This window comes from Methylotenera sp. N17 (assembly GCF_000799155.1).
Taxonomy (GTDB): Bacteria; Pseudomonadota; Gammaproteobacteria; order Burkholderiales; family Methylophilaceae; genus Methylophilus.
The window spans coordinates 1,332,615-1,353,504 of the sequence record NZ_JUGE01000001.1 but is presented as its reverse complement, the minus strand read 5'-3'; the positions used below and the strand labels follow the sequence as shown (position 1 = coordinate 1,353,504).

Annotated in this window: 18 protein-coding genes; 13 read left to right on the top strand and 5 right to left on the bottom strand. The window is 47.0% G+C overall.

Annotated elements, in window-relative coordinates:
* Positions 1 to 4 precede the first annotated feature (4 nt).
* Positions 5 to 1,330 (top strand): replication-associated recombination protein A, encoded by a 1,326-nt coding sequence (locus tag FG11_RS06490; protein ID WP_020182259.1) that lies wholly within the window; start codon positions 5 to 7, stop codon positions 1,328 to 1,330.
* 8 nt (positions 1,331 to 1,338) lie between these two features.
* The gene (serS, locus tag FG11_RS06485; RefSeq protein ID WP_020182258.1) at positions 1,339 to 2,613 is read left to right on the top strand and encodes a serine--tRNA ligase; all 1,275 of its coding nucleotides are present in this window, start codon (positions 1,339 to 1,341) and stop codon (positions 2,611 to 2,613) included.
* A gap of 59 nt (positions 2,614 to 2,672) precedes the next feature.
* Here the strand turns inward: serS and mltF are convergent, their stop codons facing one another.
* Positions 2,673 to 4,082, bottom strand: coding sequence for a membrane-bound lytic murein transglycosylase MltF (mltF, locus tag FG11_RS06480; RefSeq protein ID WP_232418353.1), 1,410 nt, complete (start codon positions 4,080 to 4,082; stop codon positions 2,673 to 2,675).
* Positions 4,083 to 4,115: 33 nt separating this feature from the next.
* Positions 4,116 to 4,802 carry a ribose-5-phosphate isomerase RpiA gene (rpiA, locus tag FG11_RS06475; RefSeq protein WP_020182256.1) on the bottom strand — a complete coding sequence of 229 codons (687 nt, stop codon included), beginning with the start codon at positions 4,800 to 4,802 and terminating at the stop codon, positions 4,116 to 4,118.
* 230 nt (positions 4,803 to 5,032) lie between these two features.
* Here rpiA and mfd point away from each other — a divergent pair, with 230 nt between their 5' ends.
* The gene (mfd, locus tag FG11_RS06470; RefSeq protein ID WP_047533893.1) at positions 5,033 to 8,425 is read left to right on the top strand and encodes a transcription-repair coupling factor; all 3,393 of its coding nucleotides are present in this window, start codon (positions 5,033 to 5,035) and stop codon (positions 8,423 to 8,425) included.
* 108 nt (positions 8,426 to 8,533) lie between these two features.
* The gene (locus FG11_RS06465) at positions 8,534 to 9,148 is read left to right on the top strand and encodes a DedA family protein (protein ID WP_020182254.1); all 615 of its coding nucleotides are present in this window, start codon (positions 8,534 to 8,536) and stop codon (positions 9,146 to 9,148) included.
* A gap of 3 nt (positions 9,149 to 9,151) precedes the next feature.
* Here the strand turns inward: FG11_RS06465 and FG11_RS06460 are convergent, their stop codons facing one another.
* From FG11_RS06460 to FG11_RS06450, 3 genes are read right to left on the bottom strand one after another with little or no spacing between them, the layout of a single operon-like run.
* Positions 9,152 to 9,712: a histidine phosphatase family protein gene (locus tag FG11_RS06460; protein ID WP_047533891.1), complete on the bottom strand. Its 561-nt coding sequence runs from the start codon at positions 9,710 to 9,712 to the stop codon at positions 9,152 to 9,154.
* The gene (locus FG11_RS06455) at positions 9,709 to 13,104 is read right to left on the bottom strand and encodes a UvrD-helicase domain-containing protein (RefSeq protein ID WP_047533889.1); all 3,396 of its coding nucleotides are present in this window, start codon (positions 13,102 to 13,104) and stop codon (positions 9,709 to 9,711) included. The genes FG11_RS06460 and FG11_RS06455 overlap by 4 nt, the downstream gene beginning before the upstream one ends.
* Entirely contained in the window at positions 13,097 to 15,805 is a 2,709-nt protein-coding gene (locus tag FG11_RS06450; RefSeq protein ID WP_047533886.1) for a PD-(D/E)XK nuclease family protein, read from the bottom strand. Before FG11_RS06450 ends, FG11_RS06455 begins: the two co-directional genes overlap by 8 nt.
* A 120-nt stretch (positions 15,806 to 15,925) precedes the next feature.
* Between FG11_RS06450 and FG11_RS06445 the strand changes: the two genes are divergently transcribed.
* From FG11_RS06445 to efp, 9 genes are all read left to right on the top strand, one after another.
* Positions 15,926 to 16,339: a hypothetical protein gene (locus tag FG11_RS06445; RefSeq protein ID WP_025224478.1), complete on the top strand. Its 414-nt coding sequence runs from the start codon at positions 15,926 to 15,928 to the stop codon at positions 16,337 to 16,339.
* A 2-nt stretch (positions 16,340 to 16,341) separates the two neighbouring features.
* Positions 16,342 to 16,827, top strand: a complete 486-nt coding sequence (gene greB, locus FG11_RS06440) for a transcription elongation factor GreB (RefSeq protein ID WP_020182249.1) — start codon at positions 16,342 to 16,344, stop codon at positions 16,825 to 16,827.
* Between the two features lie 61 nt (positions 16,828 to 16,888).
* Positions 16,889 to 17,287 (top strand): CopL family metal-binding regulatory protein, encoded by a 399-nt coding sequence (locus FG11_RS06435; RefSeq protein WP_047533883.1) that lies wholly within the window; start codon positions 16,889 to 16,891, stop codon positions 17,285 to 17,287.
* 58 nt (positions 17,288 to 17,345) lie between these two features.
* Positions 17,346 to 18,017, top strand: coding sequence for a hypothetical protein (locus FG11_RS06430; RefSeq protein WP_047533881.1), 672 nt, complete (start codon positions 17,346 to 17,348; stop codon positions 18,015 to 18,017).
* 24 nt (positions 18,018 to 18,041) lie between these two features.
* Positions 18,042 to 18,386 (top strand): heavy-metal-associated domain-containing protein, encoded by a 345-nt coding sequence (locus FG11_RS06425; RefSeq protein WP_025224476.1) that lies wholly within the window; start codon positions 18,042 to 18,044, stop codon positions 18,384 to 18,386.
* Positions 18,387 to 18,407: 21 nt separating this feature from the next.
* On the top strand, positions 18,408 to 18,785 hold the full coding sequence (locus tag FG11_RS06420; protein WP_052184966.1) for a hypothetical protein: 378 nt from the start codon (positions 18,408 to 18,410) through the stop codon (positions 18,783 to 18,785).
* Between the two features lie 53 nt (positions 18,786 to 18,838).
* Positions 18,839 to 19,186, top strand: a complete 348-nt coding sequence (locus FG11_RS06415; protein WP_047533877.1) for a DUF3147 family protein — start codon at positions 18,839 to 18,841, stop codon at positions 19,184 to 19,186.
* Position 19,187: 1 nt separating this feature from the next.
* Entirely contained in the window at positions 19,188 to 20,267 is a 1,080-nt protein-coding gene (gene earP, locus FG11_RS06410; protein WP_047533875.1) for an elongation factor P maturation arginine rhamnosyltransferase EarP, read from the top strand.
* A gap of 51 nt (positions 20,268 to 20,318) precedes the next feature.
* The gene (gene efp, locus FG11_RS06405; RefSeq protein ID WP_020182242.1) at positions 20,319 to 20,879 is read left to right on the top strand and encodes an elongation factor P; all 561 of its coding nucleotides are present in this window, start codon (positions 20,319 to 20,321) and stop codon (positions 20,877 to 20,879) included.
* The last annotated feature ends 11 nt before the right edge of the window (positions 20,880 to 20,890 follow it).

Genomic DNA, 20,890 nt, shown 5'->3' with positions numbered 1-20,890 from the left:
CCCTATGAATAGCCTATTTCAACCTGTGAGTCCACAAGCGCCCTTGGCTGAGCAGCTTCGCCCCAAAACACTGAACGATGTGGTCGGACAGACGCATCTTTTGGGCGAGGGTAAACCCCTGCGCCGCGCGTTTGAATCTGGAAAATTGCCCTCTATGATTCTGTGGGGGCCGCCAGGCGTAGGAAAAACCACATTGGCACGTTTGATTGCGGCAACTGCAGATGCGGAATTCATTCCACTTTCTGCTGTGCTTTCTGGTATTAAAGATATTCGTGAAGCCGTTGAGCGTGCAGACCAAACGCTTCAACACAATGGGCGTAAAACCATTTTATTTGTAGATGAAGTACATCGCTTTAACAAAGGCCAGCAAGATGCATTCCTGCCATTTGTGGAAAGCGGCCTAATTACCTTTATTGGTGCGACTACCGAGAATCCATCGTTTGAAGTGAACAGCGCATTATTGAGCCGCGCGCAGGTATTTGTGCTCAATGCGTTATCTGAGCCGGAGCTGGGCCAGCTATTAGAGCGTGCGCGTTTGCTGATGGCACCAGAGATTCAGTTGGATGCTGAAGTGACCGAACAGGTGTTGGCCTATGCCGATGGCGATGCAAGAAGGCTGTTGAATTTTGCAGAGAGCTTGTTTAATAGCGCACTTACCAGTCACACCCAAGTGATAGACGAAACGTTTCTGCAAGCGAGCATGGCGAGTAAGATGCGGCGCTTTGATAAAGGTGGAGAGGCTTTTTACGATCAGATTTCCGCCTTGCATAAATCGGTACGTGGGTCGAATCCGGATGCCGCCTTATACTGGTTTTTACGCATGATTGATGGTGGCGCAGACCCATTGTATTTAGGTCGGCGCATTATTCGTATGGCGGTGGAGGATATTGGCATTGCCGACCCACGCGCGCAAACCATGGCGCTAGAAGCTTGCCAGATTTACGAGCGTTTAGGCTCGCCGGAAGGGGAATTGGCGCTTTCTAATGCTGTGATTTATCTGGCAGTTGCGCCTAAAAGTAACGCAGCTTATATGGCCTATAATCAAGCCAAAGCGTTTGTGGGGCAAGATAAATCGCGCCCGGTGCCATTGCATTTGCGTAACGCGCCCACCAAGTTAATGAAGGCGCTGGATTACGGTAAAGAGTACCGTTACGCGCACAATGAGCCAGATGCTTATGCGGCGGGTGAACATTATTTCCCAGAAGATTTACAGCCGATTCAGTTTTATGCACCCACACCGCGCGGTTTGGAAGGTAAAATAGCGGAAAAATTAGCGCGTCTGCGCGAATTAGACCAACAACAGCAACGCAACCAAAAAGATAAGAAATAGAGAACTTCATGCTAGAAATTCAACAATTACGGAATGATTTAGACAATGTGGTAGCCAAACTGGCCAGCCGAAAATTTGTATTGGATACGGCTACTTTTACTGCGTTAGAAGCTGAACGTAAAACAGTGCAAACTCGCACACAAGATTTACAGGCCAAGCGTAATAATACCTCCAAGCAAATCGGCATTGCCAAATCTAAAGGTGAAGATGTCAGTGCCATCATGGCAGAAGTGGCTGGTTTGGGCGACCAATTAAAAGCAGACGAAGCAAGACTGCTTGAAATACAAACGGAATTACAAAACCTGTTATTGAATGTGCCGAACTTGCCGCATGAAAGTGTGCCTGTAGGAAATGATGAAACTAATAACGTGGAAGTGCGTAAAGTGGGTGCGCCACGCACCTTCGATTTTGAGATTAAAGACCATACCGATGTAGGCACACCACTAGGTTTGGATTTTGATACTGGCGCTAAATTGTCGGGTGCGCGTTTTACGTTGATGCGTGGTCAAATAGCAAAATTACACCGTGCTATTGCACAGTTTATGTTGGATACGCAGACCGAACAGCATGGCTATACCGAGTGCTATACGCCTTATATGGTCAATGCAGAAACGCTGATTGGTACTGGTCAGCTCCCCAAGTTTGAAGAAGATTTGTTTTCACTGGCACACAATGACAGCAAGCTCTATTTAATCCCTACATCAGAAGTGACATTGACTAACACGGTACGCGATGAAATAGTAGCGGCTGAAGCGCTGCCGATTAAGCTCACTGCACACACACCATGCTTCCGTTCTGAGGCTGGCTCTTACGGTAAAGATACCAAAGGCATGATACGCCAGCACCAATTCGACAAAGTAGAAATGGTGCAGATTGTGCACCCTGAAAAAAGCTATGAAGCGTTAGAAGAAATGGTTGGCCATGCTGAAAATATCTTAAAAGCGTTGGAATTGCCTTACCGTGTCGTTTCATTATGTACAGGGGATATGGGCTTTGGCGCAGCCAAAACTTATGATTTAGAAGTGTGGCTGCCTGCACAAAATACCTATCGTGAGATTTCCTCTGTCTCCAATTGTGAGGCCTTTCAAGCACGTCGCTTACAAGCTAGATTTAGAAATGCACAAGGTAAACCAGAGCTAGTACACACCTTAAATGGGTCTGGGTTAGCGGTAGGACGTACTTTGGTAGCGGTGTTAGAGAACTATCAAAATGCCGATGGCAGTGTGACGATTCCTAAAGTGTTGCAGGCTTATATGGGCGGGAAAACAGCCATTACTGTTTGAGCTTAAATAATCTCGGCAGCTTCATATTTAAACAGCACTGACCTTAGGCATCACTGGCCTCAACGTGCTGCAATTTTAAATGGATCAATATCCGGCGTATGGCTGGGTAGGTGTTTGATGAGAATTTGATAGTAGCTGCGTATAGATTCTGTATAGATAACAGGTGCGCCGCAGCTACAGTAGCCATGCTTAGCTTGAGTATAGTATCTAGGGTCATTCAGCTTCATCAGCGTCGTTTTTACATCGGCCCAGCTATCCGGATTGAGTTTTAAGCGCTGCGCCAGCACACGTGCATCTTCAATATGTCCGACCCCATTGTTGTACGCGGCCAGCGCCATAAACGTACGGTCTGGTTCTGGAATGCGCTCCGGAAAACGATCTTTCATCCACAAAAAGAACTTGGCGCCAGCCGGAATGCTTTGTTTGGGGTCGAGTCTATCCGTCACATTCATCATGTCTGAAGTCTGCTCAGTTAACATCATCAGCCCACGTACATTGGTGGGCGAGGTGCTATAGGTATCCCAATGCGACTCTTGGTAGCTAATCGCCGCCAGCAGTCGCCAATCGACATCGGTAATCTCTTGCGCATCCTTAAATAAGCGTGTGTATTTTGGCAAAATGGTTTGCGTGCGCGTCAAAAAAGCTTTTACATCAAACGGTTTCAAGCGTTTGGTATTGCCGTGATAGCGGTCAATTAAGTTGCGTAATGTGCCATCCTGTTGAATTTTCTTAAAGAAGGCATTGATTTGTTGCATGCGTACCGGATCTTTGCCTCTGGCCATCGCCCATGCGATTTTTTCAGGATCGCCCACGGCAAAAGCGGGGCTGATACTGGGGTAGTAATACTGCATCACCGCCAGCAAATGGCTGTCCGCAATCGTGTAATCAATCTCTTGATTGGCCAATGCTTCCAGCAGCTGCTCTGAACTGGTGTTTTCAATTTCATCCCACACCAAACCACTGTGCTGTTTACTTATCTTGCGGATACGCTCTGCAAAACTAGTGCCGGCAGGCACAGCAATAATGTGGCCTTCCAATGCAGTGAGTGTTTTAGGTGGTGGGTTTTTATCGCGGTTATAAACGAGCTGCTGTTGTACATCATGGAAGGGCTCGGAAAAATCGACGATATTCTTGCGCTCATTGGTGACTGAAATATCGGCTGCGGCAATGTCCGCTTTATTAGAAAGCAATGCCGGAATGATTTTTGAGAAACTATCGACCACAATGATTTTAAGTTGATAGTCTGGGCCTAAGCTCTCAACAAAACGTGTCGCTAGCTCATATTCCAATCCAGCTAATGTATCGTATTCATTCACAAAGTAGGTGTTGGGGCTATTGATGGTGACAAAGCGAATAACGTGCGCTTGATTGGCTTCATGCGCTTTTTTTTGTGCGGATAACGCGGCTTCATCACTGCAACTTAGCAGCGTTAGTACAACAGCCCCGTAGGCTAACTGAATCAAACGCACGATCAATCTCAGAGTATAGGCAAGTAGCGCGGGCTACTTCCAGCGCTCTTCTACTTGCTGGTCAGCACCAGCATCTGCAATGAGAATGCCATGGGCTAACTCACTGAAGATGCCATGCTCAACCACACCGGGAATATTGTTCAAACACTGGTTTAACGTCACTTCATCTATGTCAGATGGGAAGCGCATATCTAACACTAAGCTGCCATAACTAGTAATGCTGAGGCCATCCTTTGCAGCATTTGGCCGTAACTCACCCACGCCGCCTAGGGCTTCAATACTTTTTTTGGCTGCTTGCCAGGCAAATGGCATAACTTCAATGGGAATAGGGAAGTTGGTGCCAATATGGTCGACCAGTTTGCTTTTATCTGCCACCACCAAAAACTGTTTAGCCGCTTTGGCCAGTAGTTTTTCCATCACTAAATCGTAGCCGCGACCTTTGAGCAATGCCATGCTCGGTGTAATTTCATCTGCACCATCGACATATAAATCAATAGAAGACACTTGCTGTAAGCCGATGACGGTGAGTCCAAGGCTCTGCGCTTTGATCATGCTGATATTGGAGCTGGCAATGGTAGTGACGTTGAGGTTTTCTTCTTTTTGTTTGCGCGCGAGCTCTTCAATAAAAAAATTTGCGGTAGAGCCGGTGCCCAAACCGACCAGCATGCCCGATTGCACATAGCTTGCGGCATGAATGGCAACAAGTTGTTTTTCGTTCATTTGTGGTGTTCCCCCTATTGAAGCTGTACTGCTATAAATATTGCTGTTGCAGCAATGATCAGCACGATGTGCGGCGCATGGATGACACGCTGAGACACAGATTGCGGCAAGTACGTAGATGTCGCTATGAAATCGCATTATCTATCCACGCGCTTACAGTTATAATAGGCAATGTTTGGTGTTAATCCAAGTTTTTCTTCTTCATCTTAGCTATTTTTCAACATTCATTTATGGTCTTATCTCAACCATCGGTTGGTCATCCTGTACGTTTTTCTTATGCTGCCAATGGCTTAGATAGTGTCGCCCTATCTTCACTGGCTTGTCGCTTAAAAACAACACATGCCCCATTGGTCATCGTGACCTCCAATGCATTTGAAGCACAGCGTTTATTAGAAGAAATTCCATTTTTTGCGCCTGATTTAAAAGTGAATTTATTGCCAGATTGGGAGACATTGCCGTATGACGTGTTTTCTCCCCATCCGGATTTAATTTCAGAGCGTTTAGCGACGCTGTATCAAATCAGTCAGAATGTCAGTGACGTGATTATTGTGCCCATGGCCACGGCCTTGTTACGCTTACCACCTGTTGCGTTTCTGTCCGCGCATACCTTTATGCTCAAAAAAGGGCAGCAACTCGATTTAGAAGCCCTCAGAAATCAATGTGCACATGCGGGTTACCATCATGTCAGCCAAGTCATGAGCCCAGGTGAGTTCAGCGTGCGTGGCGGCTTGGTGGATTTGTTCCCCATGGGCAGTGTGTTGCCGTACCGTATTGATTTGTTTGATGCAGAAATTGAGACGATACGTACGTTTGATATTGATACGCAGCGTAGTCTTTACCCTGTCCCAGAAATCAGATTGCTACCAGCGCGTGAGTTTCCACTAGATGAAGCTGGTATTGCCAAGTTCAGAAGCCAGTTTAGAGAGTATTTTGAGGGTGACCCGCAGCGCGCCAAAATTTATAAAGACGTGAGCAAAGGCACTGCCAGTGGGGGTATTGAGTGGTATTTGCCATTGTTTTTTGATGCGACCGCAACGATTTTTGATTATCTGCCAAAACAAGCGGTATTGTGTTTGCATGGTGGCTTGGATAAAGCGGCGCAAAGCTTCTGGTTTGATGCCACTTCGCGCTATCGTTTGATGGCACATGACCCAGAGAAACCAATATTGCAGCCAGAAGTGCTGCTGCTTAAGGCTGATGCATTTTTTAGCCAAACCCACCAATTTTCTATCGTGCAAGCGCAATTAGAGTCGGCGAATCCTTTGCCTGCGATTGATGTGGATAGGCGCGCTGAGCATCCCCTGCATAAATTAAATACGTTTATTGCCCAAACCAAGCAGCGAGTGTTGATTGTGGCCGAAAGTCTAGGGCGCCGAGAAACCATGTTGCAGCTGTTTAACGAGCATGGATTGCAGATAAATACTTGCGAATCGTGGGCTGAATTTACACAATCTAAAGCGTCTATCATGCTGGCAGTGTCCGCATTGCATGCAGGCTTTATTGATGACAGCTATGCTGTGATTACCGAGGCTGAACTCTATGCCTCCACGGTACGCCAGCAGCGCCGTCGGGACAAAGAAAAAGCACGCAATACCGAGGGCATGCTCAAAGATCTGTCCGAGTTACGTTTAGATGACCCGGTGGTGCACGAGCAGCATGGGGTAGGGCGTTATAAAGGCTTGGTCAATATTGATTTTGGCGAGGGCGAGACCGAATTATTGCTACTGGAATATTTTGGTGAAGATAAGCTCTATGTGCCAGTGTCACAGCTATTTCTTATTTCACGCTACTCAGGTGGCCCGCCGGAAAGTGCGCCGTTGCATCGTTTAGGTAGTGGGCAGTGGGAAAAGGCCAAGAAAAAAGCACTTAAGCAAATCCGCGATACTGCAGCCGAATTATTGAATTTATATGCGCAACGCGCCTCACGCAAAGGCCATGCATTTACCTTGGGTTTGCATGATTACGAAGCATTCTGTGAAGGCTTCCCGTTTGAAGAAACGCCAGACCAGCTAGAAGCGATTGAGAATGTGATTAAAGACATGCAGTCTGGTCGCCCCATGGATAGGCTGGTGTGTGGTGACGTGGGCTTTGGTAAGACCGAGGTGGCATTGCGCGCTGCCTTTGTGGCGGTAATGGGCGGCAGACAAGTAGCCGTATTAGTGCCGACAACCTTATTGGCTGAGCAGCATTATCAGAACTTCTGTGATCGCTTTGCCGATTGGCCGATTAAGATTGCCGAGATATCGCGCTTTAGAACGGCGAAAGAGCAAGCAGAAGCATTACGTGGTCTAGCTGATGGCAAAATCGACATCATTATCGGTACGCATCGTCTGATTCAAAAAGATGTGAAGTTTAAAAACCTTGGTTTAGCGATATTAGATGAAGAACATCGTTTTGGGGTGCGCCAAAAAGAGCAGATGAAAGCCTTGCGTGCAGAGGTGGATGTATTGACGCTCACTGCAACGCCCATACCGCGTACCTTGAGCATGGCGATGGAAGGCTTACGCGAATTCTCGGTGATCTCTACGCCGCCGCAAAAGCGCTTGGCGATTAAAACATTCCATACCGATTATTCCGATGGCATTATCCGTGAGGCGGTCATGCGCGAGTTTAAGCGCGGCGGTCAAGTGTACTTTTTGCATAACGAGGTGGATACCATCTTTGTGCAAAAAGAAAAGCTGGAGAAGATACTGCCAGAAGCGCGTATTGCCATTGCCCATGGGCAGTTGCGTGAACGTGAGTTGGAGTATGTGATGCGTGATTTTTATCAGCAACGCTCAAACCTGTTGCTGTGCACCACCATCATTGAGACTGGGATTGACGTGCCCACCGCCAATACCATCATCATGAACAAAGCCGACATGTTTGGGTTGGCGCAATTGCACCAACTGCGTGGTCGCGTGGGGCGTAGCCATCACCAAGCTTATGCTTATTTACTCACAGACCCGCACCGCAAAATCACCCCGCAAGCGCAAAAACGTTTGGATGCGATTCAATTGCTAGAAGATTTAGGCGCAGGTTTTCATTTGGCCATGCACGATTTAGAAATACGTGGAGCAGGGGAGTTGCTAGGTGATAGCCAAAGTGGTGAGATGCAAGAGATAGGCTTTAGCTTATATTCCGATATGCTCAACCACGCAGTGAAGCAGCTTAAAGCAGGTAAAGAGCCCGATTTGGATGCGCCACTTGGCGTGACGACAGAAATCAACTTGCATACGCCTGCGTTGCTACCTAATAATTATTGCCCGGATGTACATGAACGTTTGGTGATTTATAAGCGCCTAGCCAACTGTAACGATGATGATGCGCTGGATGCGATGCAAGAAGAGTTGATTGACCGTTTTGGCTTATTGCCAGAGCCTGGAGAAGCGCTGATCGCGTGTCATCGATTACGTATTGCCGCCAAACCACTTGGCATTATTAAAATTGATGCTTCCGATGCAGCCATTCAATTGCAGTTCAATATCAAAGCAGACATTGACCCGATGAAACTGGTCAACCTACTGCAACGAGATAGACGCTGCCGTATGAATGGCCCGGATAAACTGCGCGTATCTGTACAGCTTGGTAATGTGAATCATCGTGCTGAATTGGTGAAAACTTTATTGAAAGAGTTTGCTTGAGATGGTTGTGCTTGTAACGAAATTACATAGCCTAGATGCGTAGCCTGCGGATGGATTTCACAAAACAATGCTATATTCGTTTTTATTCAAATTAAAGAGTGATTCACTATGTTAGAAAAAGCGCTTGCTGCAGTTGCCGCATGGATTATTTCTGTGATTTCCACCATGGGTTACGGTGGCATTGTATTACTGATGGCCATCGAATCTGCCTGTATTCCGTTACCGTCAGAAATCATCATGCCGTTTGCTGGATTTTTGGTGAGTAAAGGCGAAATGACACTGTGGGGCATTGCGCTTGCGGGTGCGATTGGCTGTGTGGTGGGCTCTATTCCAGCCTATTATGTGGGGCTGTTTGGTGGCAGACCACTGGCTGAAAAATACGGTAAATATGTACTCATCAGCAAAAAAGATTTAGACATGGCAGATCGCTGGTTTGCCAATCATGGCGAAATCATTATTTTTATTGCGCGCCTATTGCCGGCAGTCCGCACGTTTATTGCTTTCCCAGCCGGAGTGGCGCGGATGAACATGACCAAGTTTGTCAGCTACACCTTTGTAGGCTCGCTGATTTGGTGTTACGCATTGGGTTACATTGGCATGAAGACTGGCGAACACTGGGAAGACTTGAAAGTGTATTTCCACGAGTCTCACTATGTGATTGCAGCGCTAGGGGTGATTTTTCTGGCTTGGTATATTCACCGTCATTTTAAAAATGAGCACTAGCGGCTAGTAATCACAATTGCTAGATGGATTGAGCCCTTCTTGATCTAACGTGAGTGTGGGTTTGTGATGTTGATAGGTGAGTATCCATATCGAATCAAAATCAGCATCTTCCCACTGCGGTGCGTCTTTTAAACCAAGCGCACGAGCCAGTTTGGGGATGGATTGATGAGACCATACCATGAGTACTGTGCCTCGCTTTTTGAAGACATTGTTAGCAACACCCTCATAATCGTTATCCTCATATTTGCTGTTGATGGTTAAGTTGTACTTCACCGCAAACGGAGTAATGGTTTGAAACATGCGGCTATGCGATGTGTTTTTATCCGCATCAAGTGAAGGCACATACAGGTAATCGGGCAGCTTGAATTTTTGATGGAGCACCTGCGATAATTGCAGTGCACGGTTTTGCCCTTGGCAAGATAAGTTATCCCCATCTGCAGGTTTCTCTGCATGTCGAATAATGACTACTTTTAAATCTTTGCTGGGTTGGTCATGAGATTGTTCATCACAAGCGCTCAACAATATAGGCGTTGCAATCAATATCCAGCATTTCAAAGACGTCATATTAGCGTCACCAATTTACCCACACTTAAAAAGAACACGGCCTTTTGTACGGTTAAGCCTTGTTGTTTAAATAGCACTGCATAACCTTCTAATTGCTCCCGGTATGGTTCGGCCATTTGCTGGAGCGTTGCATCAGACAGTCCGGGCGTCAGTGGGATGGATTTGTAATCGATAATCCAGCGCGTGTCATGTTCTATAAATGTACGGTCAATCACTTTCTTTTGAATCACTTGGTTGTTAAGGGCTTCAATTGCAAGCTCATTGTCAGCATCTGGCCTTGCTTTTAATACCCATTGCCCATCGTGGCTGGTCAATGTGGTGTGCAACATAGTAATGATTTCATCGGCGGCGCTTGTGCTTAGCGGCTGAGAGTGTCTCTGTTGTAACAGCCAGTGTACCATCGCAGGTTTGCAATCATTGAGTCGCTGAATCGACCATTGATCAAGCCCAATATTGCTGATGAGCTGCATATACAAGTGCGCTAGCGTGCCTTTGTCAGTTGCTAGCGTTGATGATGTAGAAGCGCTATCTGGTTCTGGACTGACTTGCTGGTATGCACTCGTCATTGGTTTAGCTGTGTTGTGTTGCGCCAATATGGCAGGCATTTGCACAGTAGGTAAACGCATGAGCTGCGGCGTAAATTCTGCCAGTGAGCTTGCGTCTTCTTGTAAGCGGATGGGCTCTGCTTGCATAAACGCAGCGCCTACGCTTGGCCAGAGCAGTTCTAATAACGATTGTTTCACTGGCGTGATGTCACCGTCTTTACGTTTGACCGTTGCTACCAGATGCAGTTGACGGATAGCACGGGTGGCCGCCACGTAAAGCAGCCGCGCTGTTTCGTTATTGGCACGCGTGGCTTCTAGTTGTTTGATGTAATCGTAAATGGTGGGCGCGCTGTTTTTCTTTTTTTTGCTGTAGGGTGCAGCTAGCAATTGTGTATGCGCCTCTGATTGCACCTCTTCCCACAGCATGAGTGGTGAATCGGCATGCCGAGGTTTGCGATTCAGCGCCGGCAGAATGACACAGTCAAATTCCAAGCCTTTGGATTTATGGATGGTGAGAAATTGCAAATGGTCATTTTCGGTAATGTCTGGCTCGGCGTACAGCTTTTCCATGGCTGTTTCAAGTTGCGTAAAATCCAGTGAATGGCCTTGCGTTAACGTTTCTATTAAATCAAAAAATGCTTGAATGTCGCGGTTATCCCCTGCGCTGATGAGCGTGCTACCACCACCCAGCTGCAGCCAAGTGCTTTCTATCCAGCGGCGCAATGGCACACGGCCTTGCGCATTAAATGCTTGGTTTAAAATGGCGTGCACATGCGTTAAGCGCGCTTGGCCATCAATACTTAGTGCGCTTTCACTAGATATCGCACGTTGCATCAACTGCCAAATGGTAGCGCGGTGGTCATGTGCGCACAATGCATGTAAATCATTAAGCGTTAAGCCACACCAAGGCGCGCGTAATATATTGAGCCAATGTACGCGGTCTGCGCGATGCAGCATGGCGCGTGTAAGCGAGAGCGCATCTTGCACAGTTTGGCGTTGGCTCAAGCCTTCGATTTCCACCGCCTGAAACTTTAAGTGATTGAAATGGCGGCGAATTTCCGAGACCAGCGCGTGTAGATGCGTACGTGAACGCACGAGCACGGCTATTGTTTGTGAGGGGTGTTCTCGTTGTGCTTGGTCAATCAGTGCGGCGACATAATGCGCTTCATGCGTGTAAACGGCTGCGCTTTCCTCATCGCCTTCTACCGCCAGCGCGTGTACTTGTACACCTTCATGATCAATGGCATCGCGCGTGGCAATAAACTCGCGATAACTAATAGCCGCTTCTAGCGTATTGTCGGCAGGGGGGAAGATGGATTTGAATTTTTGATTAATCCAATCCACCACTTGCGGATGCGAGCGGTTATTGCGCGTGAGTTTGAGTGGTTGTAGTGATATTTGCCCAATGCCATGGGTGGCTGCTTGCAGAAACAAACTGACATCCGCTTTACGGAAGCGATAAATCGATTGCATGGGATCGCCCACACAAAACAGCGTTCTGCCGTCATTGGGTTGCCAGCCTGCCGTCAATAACTCCAACAATTCTTTTTGCGTGGCATTGGTGTCTTGAAACTCATCGACCAATAGATGCGAGATTTTGTAATCCAGTTTCAGCGCTAAGTCTGTTGCGCCATCCTCGTCACGCAGTGCATTGATGGCTAATCGTGAAATCGCAACAAAATCAACCTCACCGGCCGATTGAAATACTTGCCACAAATGCGCAGCCGCCAATTGCAGCACTTGGCTAAACGCGCTGACGACTACGCTATTTTGGTGTAAGTCTGCGTCATTGAGCATGGGCAAGCTACGTAACGCATGTAAGGCATCTGGGTCGCCTATCATCTCGGTAATTTGCTCAAACACTTCTACATGTGATTTTTTATCTGCATGCTCTTTTGGAAACCCTAAATTCACATTTAAGCCACCAGGCTTACGAAACGTCCCTTTGTCGGTGAGTAAAAAATCAATCAAGAGCAGCCAGTGGGGAAGCGCTTGCGCATGCAGTGCTAAAGGGGTTTGCCAATCTTGCAGTGCTTTTAGTGGATGGGTTTCATCTAATAAATTGCTTGCTGCAAATCGCACTACTGGCATCAATATGGTTTGGCGATGAGGGGTGAGTACTTGGTAAGCCAGCGCTAATTTCTCTTCAATCACGGTTTGGATGATATGTGCGCATTGGCTGGATATTTCATCCAAATCTAATGCTTGGTGCTGTGAGGTGAGTGGCAGCCATTGTTCACGCTTGGCAAGCATCTCACTTAATAATTGCGCAAGCTTCTGCGTGTCGTTCTGCATAAACGCCAATACAGTGCTGATGGGCGCATCCAGACTGGTTTCTTGTGCGACCATGGCCAGTGTGCGTTTGGCGGCCTCTAGATAATGGGTATTGGCATCATCTGCTACACGTGGTTGCCCACCCAATCGACTAAGCAATGGCATTTGTGCAGACAGGCTGCTGCATAACGCATCAATAGTTAAAATGCGTAAACGGGAGGGCTGTGTGAGCAATTGCCAGTTTTTTTGGCCGGATTGTTGCAAGGCCGATAACGCCAATGCGCGTGTTTGCTGTTTATGTGGCGCATCCACCGGTGTGTTTTGCTCGGCCGCTTCCAAACTTTGTAAAATGCGGTTGCGCATTTCCGCCGCGGCTTTATTGGTGAAGGTAAGTGCAATGATTTCTTCAGGCGATTCTACTGTGCCAAGTAATTTAAGATAACGCTGCGTCAATAACTCGGTTTTTCCGGCACCCGCTGGCGCTTCTACAATAAACGATTGGCGTGCATCCAGCGCTTTTAGGCGGTTGTCTGCATCCAATCCAATCAGCGCTTGTGGACTCATATCATGCATTGCCTGCACCCTTGGCAGATGCCTCCATACGTTGCATCTCAAACTGTAATTGCCGCTCTGGTAAACGCAATAAGGGTTTTACATCGCAATACATTAAATCGTTTTCGTCTTCAAATATGACGCCTGCATGGCCCGCACGGATTTCTTCGGCAATATTTTCTAAACTACTACGCCAATGGCTGATGAGCGCAGGCAAGGTATCGAAGGCTTTAAATGGCGAGTTGCTTTTGAGTTTTTCAAACGGTGTAATATTGGGAATGCCTTCCTCTTGTGCCAAGCCGCTAAATTTACATTCTTCTGCATGCACTTTGGCAAAACACACGGCGACCACTTCATTGTCTTTTAAGGCAATAGACGCATAGAGTGGTAGCTGTGGTTCATTGATTCTGTCTTTGACCCAGCTACTGGTTTTGGGGTCGCTGGCGCCTGTTTTGTAGTCGATGATGACCAATGCATCATCCTCAAGCTTGTCGATACGGTCGATGCGACATTCAATCGCCAATCCGGCCACCTGAATCGGGTAGACAGCCTCACATGCTTTCACAGTAAAGTCTTCTCGTTGTATTTCGATGGCCAGCCAAGCGCGTAGCAGTTGTTGCAGGCGATGTTGCTCGATACGTACTAGTTGCTTAGGTAAGGTTTGGGCAATGTCTTGCAGTGCTTTTTCTACGGCGTGTCGAATGTTGCTATCAAGCGCATCATGGCTCAACTGCTTCAGTGTTTGTAGATCGCCACACGCTAGCCAAAAATGCTGCAAAACGGTATGCACTAAATTGCCGCGGGTCATGCTGTCTAAACCGTCACTGGGTTCTTCCAACGCCATTGCACCTAAGCGGTATTGATAGAATGTCCAAGCCGGGCATACAGCTTGGGCTGCTAGCAGTTTTGTGCCGCCACGCAGCTTGTTATCTGCATGTACAGGCGGTGCTAGCGCGTCATCCAGCATCTGCATGGCTTGCGGCTCTGCAAGGTTTTCTGCCATGGTGTTGGCCTGCGGTGCGTGCGCCACACTGGGAATATTCGCTAATAGGGGAGAAACGCGTAATTCACGCTCTCCCGCTTTGTGCGACCAAGAAAATGTCACCTCATGCGCGCTGTGACACAGCCGGCTGTGGATGGCTTGTGCAAACACACTTTGTGCATTGGGGCTTGCGCCTGGCGTGAGTAGCTCTCGCTGCAACGTGGCAGGCAAGAGCGGATTCAAATCAGTAGGCGGAGGCCACAAGTGGTCATTCATCCCCATCACCCATATTGCATCAATCGGCTGGCTCAGGTTTTCTAACATGCCCAATAGCTGAATACGCACATCACCAATGGCTTCTGGCATAAACATTTTGCTGCGGGCAAGCTGGTACAACTTTTGTAAGGCATTGCTTGCACTGATAGCACCTGTTAAAGAATCAAGTGCTGCAAATGCTTCTAACACCGCATCCCACGCTTGTTTGGCTTGGTATTCATGGCTACTGAGTGGGCGTGTTTGAGCCCAGTGTAAATGGGCTAACAGTTCTGCAAAGCGTGTTGACCAAACGGAAGGCGGTTGAGGCTTTGCCCATTGTGATTGTGTGGCGTGTAGCCACTGCAAATGGGCAAAGCAGTGCGGCAAGTCGTTACTTTGTTCTATTAAAGCAATCAATTGCGTTAAGTGAAAAGTACGCATCAGTTTTTTACGCATCCGTGCATCGGCAAGGCTGCGCGCGTCTAATTCGGTTAAGTCACTCCAGTAGACATCAAGTAATAGTGGGCTGATGTCGGTTTGTGTCAGCGTTTGATGGCTGCTTGCCAAACGTAGTAGGTTTAGCGCGGTGCGGCACATGCTATGCTCACTGAGCATCATGCCTACCGAGAAATCGTAAATTCTAGGCGTTTCATATTGATGCGCATGCAGTGCTTCCGGATGAAACGTATCGTCTAGTAGATCACTTAAAACGCGTCGTACCTCATTTTGCACTGGCGAGATAATGGCAAGGTTGCTTTGTGGACGTTGCGTTAGGTACTGCTTGGCCCAAGCGACTGCTGCGCGACACTCGGCTTGCAAATCGGGCAGCGCAATCTGCATGAGTTGTGCATCGGCAATGTCTAGTTTACGCACGTCGATAGTCATGCCTTTGCTTTGCAAAATCGCCATTAAGCGTTGTTCTAACGGTGTAATACGGTCAAAGCCAATCAGTTGAATGTGGCGGGGCAATGGGCTTTGGCATTGCGTAAGTGCTTGTATCTCTTGCTGTAATCGCCACGCGGGAGTGACGGTTTGATGTTGTTCGCAAAGTTTAAAAAATGCATTGCGCCAGCGCAAAAACTGACGGGTTTCGGTACTGGTAAAGTAGTCGCTAAGTTGTGCGTCCTCAATCTGCCAATGAATCAGCATCTGGTTCGCGGCGATGGCCGATTGTGCCAAACTCGGAACATCAAACAACTCAGAAAAGGCATGCTTGGCAAGACAGCTTTCAATGGCTTGTTGCCACAGCATGGTCTCAGTAAAACTATCTAGAGTGTTAGGGGAGAAATAATCAGCATCAATCTCGCCAGCCAATAAAGCAAAGCCGGTATAACGATGCAGCCACTGTGTGAGCGTATCAATCTGCGGGGCTGCCCACTGCTGCGAGCCGCTTTCTGTTTGCTTACGCTGATAATCCAGATGCAGGCTACGTGCTAGACGCGTGGTTGAGCATAAAATGAGCGGGCTATGGGCTTGTGCTAACATTGCCACATTCTAACCGACCATGCCAATGGATGAGCAGGCGCAACGATTAAAAATTAACAATTAAATCTGCGGATTGTTGGATAATGGGCGTTATCAAAGAAAGTGCTTGAAAGGGAAGATATGTTGGGTGGTTTGGCAAAATTTTTGAAATACAGTATTGGTCTGATTGTGATACCCATTGCATTGTTTGCACTCTACACATGGGCAACATTGACATGGGTCTATTCATCCGGTGAGCGCGCAGGGTACGTGCAAAAGCTCTCATTAAAGGGTTGGGTGTGTAAAACTTATGAAGGTGAACTGGTGCTGGTTTCCATGCCAGGCACGCAAGCGGAAAAGTTCTTTTTTTCCGTGCGTGATGAAAAAGTCGCGCAACGTATCAATGAAACCGTGGGTAAGCGCGTACGCTTAATTTATGAAGAGCATTTGGGTGTGCCGAGTTCTTGCTTTGCCGAGACACCGCATTTTGTGAGCGATGTTGAGCTGTTGGATACTCCGCAAATCGAGATGATTCAGAAAAACGAACCTCAGTAACTATGGCAGCAAGCGACGAGAAAAATTACATCACACCAGAGGGTTTCGCTGCCTTACAGGCAGAGTTTCATCAGCTGTACAAAGTAGAACGTCCAGAAGTGGTGCGCACCGTATCTTGGGCTGCTGGCAATGGTGATCGCAGTGAAAACGGTGACTATATTTACGGCAAACGCAGATTACGTCAGATTGATAGCCGTTGCCGCCATTTAATGCGGCGTATGGACTTAGCCGAGGTGGTCGATAGCAGCTTGCAGCAGCACTTAGAGAAAGTATTTTTCGGCGCATGGGTGACCTTGTTCAATCTACAGGATGATAGCGAGCATATCTATCGCATTGTCGGCAAAGATGAAATCGAGCCGACCAAAGGCTATATCAGCTGGATATCGCCATTAGCCAAAGCCATGTTAGGTAAAAGTGTTGGTGATACCGTACGTGTAGCGACCCCCAAAGCAGAAGAAGCGTTTGAAGTGATTGATATTCACTATTAACCAGCCATTTAACAAATACTTCTGCATTGAACTTAATACATAGACTGTTATCATATCCGCCATGTTGATTCGCTTTTCACGTTTGTTTGCTTATGTCCTGCTGCTGGTTATGCCGCTACAGGGTATTGCTGCGGCAAATATGTTGGTGTGCAATAGCACGATGCAAATACAGCAAATGCAGCAGACTCAAGCGCAAACACATGCAATGCCATGTCATGCACACATGGCGCAGAGCAGTGGGCATGCTGATGCAGACGTAGACCATAGTAAGTCCTCAACTACCGCATGTAAAACCAGTTGCAATACTTTATGTACAAATTTGTGCGCGATTGCAGCTTTACCCATGCGTAATAAAGCAGCCATGTTACCTAGTGTCACTGCATTAATCGGCTCAGCACATTTTTCATACGCTTCTATTACCTTACCTAGCCTACAACGTCCCCCTATATTCCTTTCTTAAGTAAAGCTTTGTCACGTCTATACATGGACGTGACTGTTACTTGATAGAAAGGAAATCTATGTTTTTCAAAGTCTTAACAAGGCTGTGGCTAACTGCCGCAGCCCTGATGACGAGTCAATATGTCATTGCCGGGCCGATGGGATTTAACGATTCCTATATGGCCATGGGCGATTTCAATAATCACTGGCGTGAGTCGTTTATTAACTACGCCATCACCCCGCGAGATGCATTGGGCGTGGGCGCAACCTATATGCGCGCAGACGATAAAACCAAAACCCGCACGTTGGAAGAGGTGATATACACACGCTTATTGCAGCGATGGAACTTGCCGCATGCACAAGCCAATGTATGGTTTATTGGTGGAGTAGGGGCGCTGCAAGGCGAAGACAAGCAAGAAGGTGTGCATCATGATGTTAGCAAGGTCATGATTACGCCTGGTATTCAGTTTGATTATGAAACCACGCGTGTTTACTTCGCAGCGACACATCGCTTTTATCGCGCGTCCGATATCAACCACGACTTTACCAGTGCGCGCGCTGGCTTCTCCTTTTACGAAACCGATTACGATAAGACACAGCCTTGGTTAATTGTTGAGGCACGCAATATGAACGGCTTATCAGACAAAGTAGAAGTCACCCCCATGCTACGTTTGGTTAACAAAAACTACTTTGTTGAGGCGGGTGTGAATAACGCACGTGAACCACGTTTCAACTTTATGTATATATTTTAATTCGCAAATTTGAAGGCATTTATCATGAAAAAATTAAGCATTGTTTTACTTGTTTCAACTGTATTGTTCAGTCAATGGGCCATGGCTGCAACCCAAACTATCCAAGCAAAAGTCAATGGCATGGTATGCGCGTTTTGCGCACAAGGCATCGAGAAAAAGATGCGTGGGCTATCACAAACCAAAGATGTGTATGTCAATTTAAAGCAGCGCATTGTCGCGGTTGAGCTAAAAGAAGGCCAAACCTTGCCGGAGAGTACAGTGAAAGATCTGATTAAGGATGCTGGTTATGATGTGACTGCAATTGAAATCACGGATCATCCAGTAGCGCATATCAAGGCAGAGATTGAATCCAAGCAAGGAGCCAAATAAGTGACAGCGCATCCTCCTGAGATGACGCATCTCAAGCATACCAAAGCAGCCTCAGTGCTTTCCTTATTCACCAGTGGCGGTACGCTGATTTGTTGCGCCTTACCTGCACTGCTGGTAGGCATTGGTGCAGGCGCTGCAATGTCGAGCCTAGTCGCCAATGTACCGCAGCTTGTGTGGTTTTCGGAGCATAAAGTAGTGGTGTTTATTTTTGCAGCATGCATGTTGATAGTCTCAGGCATGCTGCAATGGCGTGCTAGAAGCTTACCTTGCCCAGTCGATCCTGCGCTGGCAGCCGCATGTATGAAAGCGCGTAAAGTTTCATGGCGTGTTTACGTGTTTTCGGTACTGATATTTCTGGTAGGCGGCTTTTTTGCATTTGTAGCACCGATTATTTTATAAACAATCGCTAATACCTAACTGTATTGAGCAGTTAGGTATTTAAAGGGGGCGCAATGTATTTTTTGATAAAGTACTTAGTGACGGCTGGTTTGATTTTGGTAATATCTGAAGCAGCTAAGCTGAGCGTTAAACTGGGTGGGTTAATAGCAGCTTTACCGCTTGTTACAGTATTTACTTTGATCTGGTTAAATTATGAGCAGCAGCCGATTGCTAAAATTTCAAATCACGCTTATTACACGTTCTGGTATGTCATTCCAACCTTACCTATGTTTTTGTTGATGCCGTATTTTTTAACCCGATACAATTTCTGGTTGAGCTTATTTTTGAGTCTGGCGATTTCAATCGGCATATTTGGTGTTTATGCTATGGTTTTAAAAACTTTTGGGATTGACCTTATCTGATATGACGCAGCGCTGGGATGTTTTTTGCAAGGTCGTCGATAACTTTGGCGATATTGGCGTGTGCTGGCGTCTAGCACGTCAGCTCCAATCCGAGCATCAATTGGATATTCGCCTGTGGGTGGATGACTTGCAAGTGGCGCAACGCTTGATACCTTCACTCACCTTGGCGGCTACTGAACAGAGGGTAGAAGATATCCGTGTGATGCATTGGTGTACGGATGCAGATTTCTCTGATGCGGCAGACATGGTCATTGAGGCTTTTGCTTGTGGCTTGCCACCAGCATACATTGCTGCTATGCAACAACAGCAATCCAGATGGGTGAACCTAGAGTATCTGACGGCTGAAGCTTGGGCAGAAGATTTTCATGCCAAGCCCTCACCGCAGGCAAATGGTATGGTGCGCCACTTTTATTTTCCAGGGTTTACACAAGCTACAGGTGGGCTGATTCGTGAGCGCCACATACCACCCGTTTTGCATCCGCCTGCTAAGCAAGCTGTAAATGCGTGCAAAGTTTCGCTATTTTGTTATCCGCATGCTCCTATCATAAGTTTACTTAGTGCAATTGCAGAAGGTAAGCAGCCTGTGCATTGCTATGTGCCTTCCACCACGATTTTGCCTCAAGTCGCTGATTTTTTTGGAAAGACATCGTTGCAGGTTGGCCAAATGGTAAGCCATGGTGCATTAACGGTAGAGGTGTTACCGTTTTTATCACAAGCCGATTACGACCAATTGCTCACGCGTTGTGACATTAATTTTGTGCGGGGTGAAGATAGCTGGGTACGTGCCATTTGGGCTGGAAAACCATTTGTTTGGCAGCCTTATCTGCAAGAAGAGGGCGCGCATGTGCTTAAGCTGAAAGCCTTTTTAGCGCAACATTATCAGAGCATGCCAATAACAGCTCTGAATGTCAGCCAAGCCATGCATATGGCTTGGCAGGATACAGCGTTTCAGGCTTCTGTTTGGGATGACTATCTAGCGGCATGGTCATCGATTAACGCGGCCACTCAAGAGGCGAGTCGAACGCTCTTTAGCCAAACCGATTTGGCTTCTAAGTTGGTGATTTTTTGCAATAATTTGTAAAAATTGCGTATAATGCGCGCTTCTAAAATTTTATTTTTCTAACTCAATATTATGAAAATCGCACAAGACCTTCGCGTGGGTAACGTGGTAATGATTGGCAACGATCCGATGGTAATCGTTAAAGCCGAATACAATAAATCTGGCCGTAACTCTGCTGTCGTTAAAATGAAAATGAAAAACTTGCTGACAGAGGCACCGAGCGAGAACGTATACGCAGCACAAGATAAATTTGATGTGATTGTGTTAGAGAAAAAAGAAGTGACTTTCTCTTACTTTGCAGATCCTACCTATGTATTTATGGATGCTGAATACAACCAATATGATGTGGATGCTGAGTTTATGGAAGACGCGCTGCCATACTTGGAAGATGGTATGCCATGCGAAGTGCGTTTTTACGACGGTAAAGCGATTTCTATCGAATTGCCAACCACTGTGGTGCGAGAAATCACTTATACCGAGCCAGCAGTGAAGGGTGATACCTCAGGCAAAGTGATGAAACCAGCGAAAATTGCTACCGGTTTTGAAATTCCAGTACCATTATTTGTAAGCCAAGGCGACAAAATTGAGATTGATACGCGTACCGGTGAATACCGTAACCGCGTAATGAAGTAATCATCAGTCAC

Coding starts and splice junctions, on each gene's coding strand:
- earP (WP_047533875.1), top strand. CDS start 19,188: ATGACGCAGCGCTGGGATGTTTTTTGCAAGGTCGTCGATAACTTTGGC.
- rpiA (WP_020182256.1), bottom strand. CDS start 4,802: ATGAACGAAAAACAACTTGTTGCCATTCATGCCGCAAGCTATGTGCAA.
- FG11_RS06445 (WP_025224478.1), top strand. CDS start 15,926: ATGTTGGGTGGTTTGGCAAAATTTTTGAAATACAGTATTGGTCTGATT.
- FG11_RS06465 (WP_020182254.1), top strand. CDS start 8,534: ATGTTAGAAAAAGCGCTTGCTGCAGTTGCCGCATGGATTATTTCTGTG.
- FG11_RS06430 (WP_047533881.1), top strand. CDS start 17,346: ATGTTTTTCAAAGTCTTAACAAGGCTGTGGCTAACTGCCGCAGCCCTG.
- FG11_RS06425 (WP_025224476.1), top strand. CDS start 18,042: ATGAAAAAATTAAGCATTGTTTTACTTGTTTCAACTGTATTGTTCAGT.
- greB (WP_020182249.1), top strand. CDS start 16,342: ATGGCAGCAAGCGACGAGAAAAATTACATCACACCAGAGGGTTTCGCT.
- FG11_RS06455 (WP_047533889.1), bottom strand. CDS start 13,104: ATGCATGATATGAGTCCACAAGCGCTGATTGGATTGGATGCAGACAAC.
- FG11_RS06420 (WP_052184966.1), top strand. CDS start 18,408: ATGACGCATCTCAAGCATACCAAAGCAGCCTCAGTGCTTTCCTTATTC.
- serS (WP_020182258.1), top strand. CDS start 1,339: ATGCTAGAAATTCAACAATTACGGAATGATTTAGACAATGTGGTAGCC.
- efp (WP_020182242.1), top strand. CDS start 20,319: ATGAAAATCGCACAAGACCTTCGCGTGGGTAACGTGGTAATGATTGGC.
- FG11_RS06415 (WP_047533877.1), top strand. CDS start 18,839: ATGTATTTTTTGATAAAGTACTTAGTGACGGCTGGTTTGATTTTGGTA.
- FG11_RS06450 (WP_047533886.1), bottom strand. CDS start 15,805: ATGTTAGCACAAGCCCATAGCCCGCTCATTTTATGCTCAACCACGCGT.
- FG11_RS06435 (WP_047533883.1), top strand. CDS start 16,889: ATGTTGATTCGCTTTTCACGTTTGTTTGCTTATGTCCTGCTGCTGGTT.
- FG11_RS06490 (WP_020182259.1), top strand. CDS start 5: ATGAATAGCCTATTTCAACCTGTGAGTCCACAAGCGCCCTTGGCTGAG.
- FG11_RS06460 (WP_047533891.1), bottom strand. CDS start 9,712: ATGACGTCTTTGAAATGCTGGATATTGATTGCAACGCCTATATTGTTG.
- mfd (WP_047533893.1), top strand. CDS start 5,033: ATGGTCTTATCTCAACCATCGGTTGGTCATCCTGTACGTTTTTCTTAT.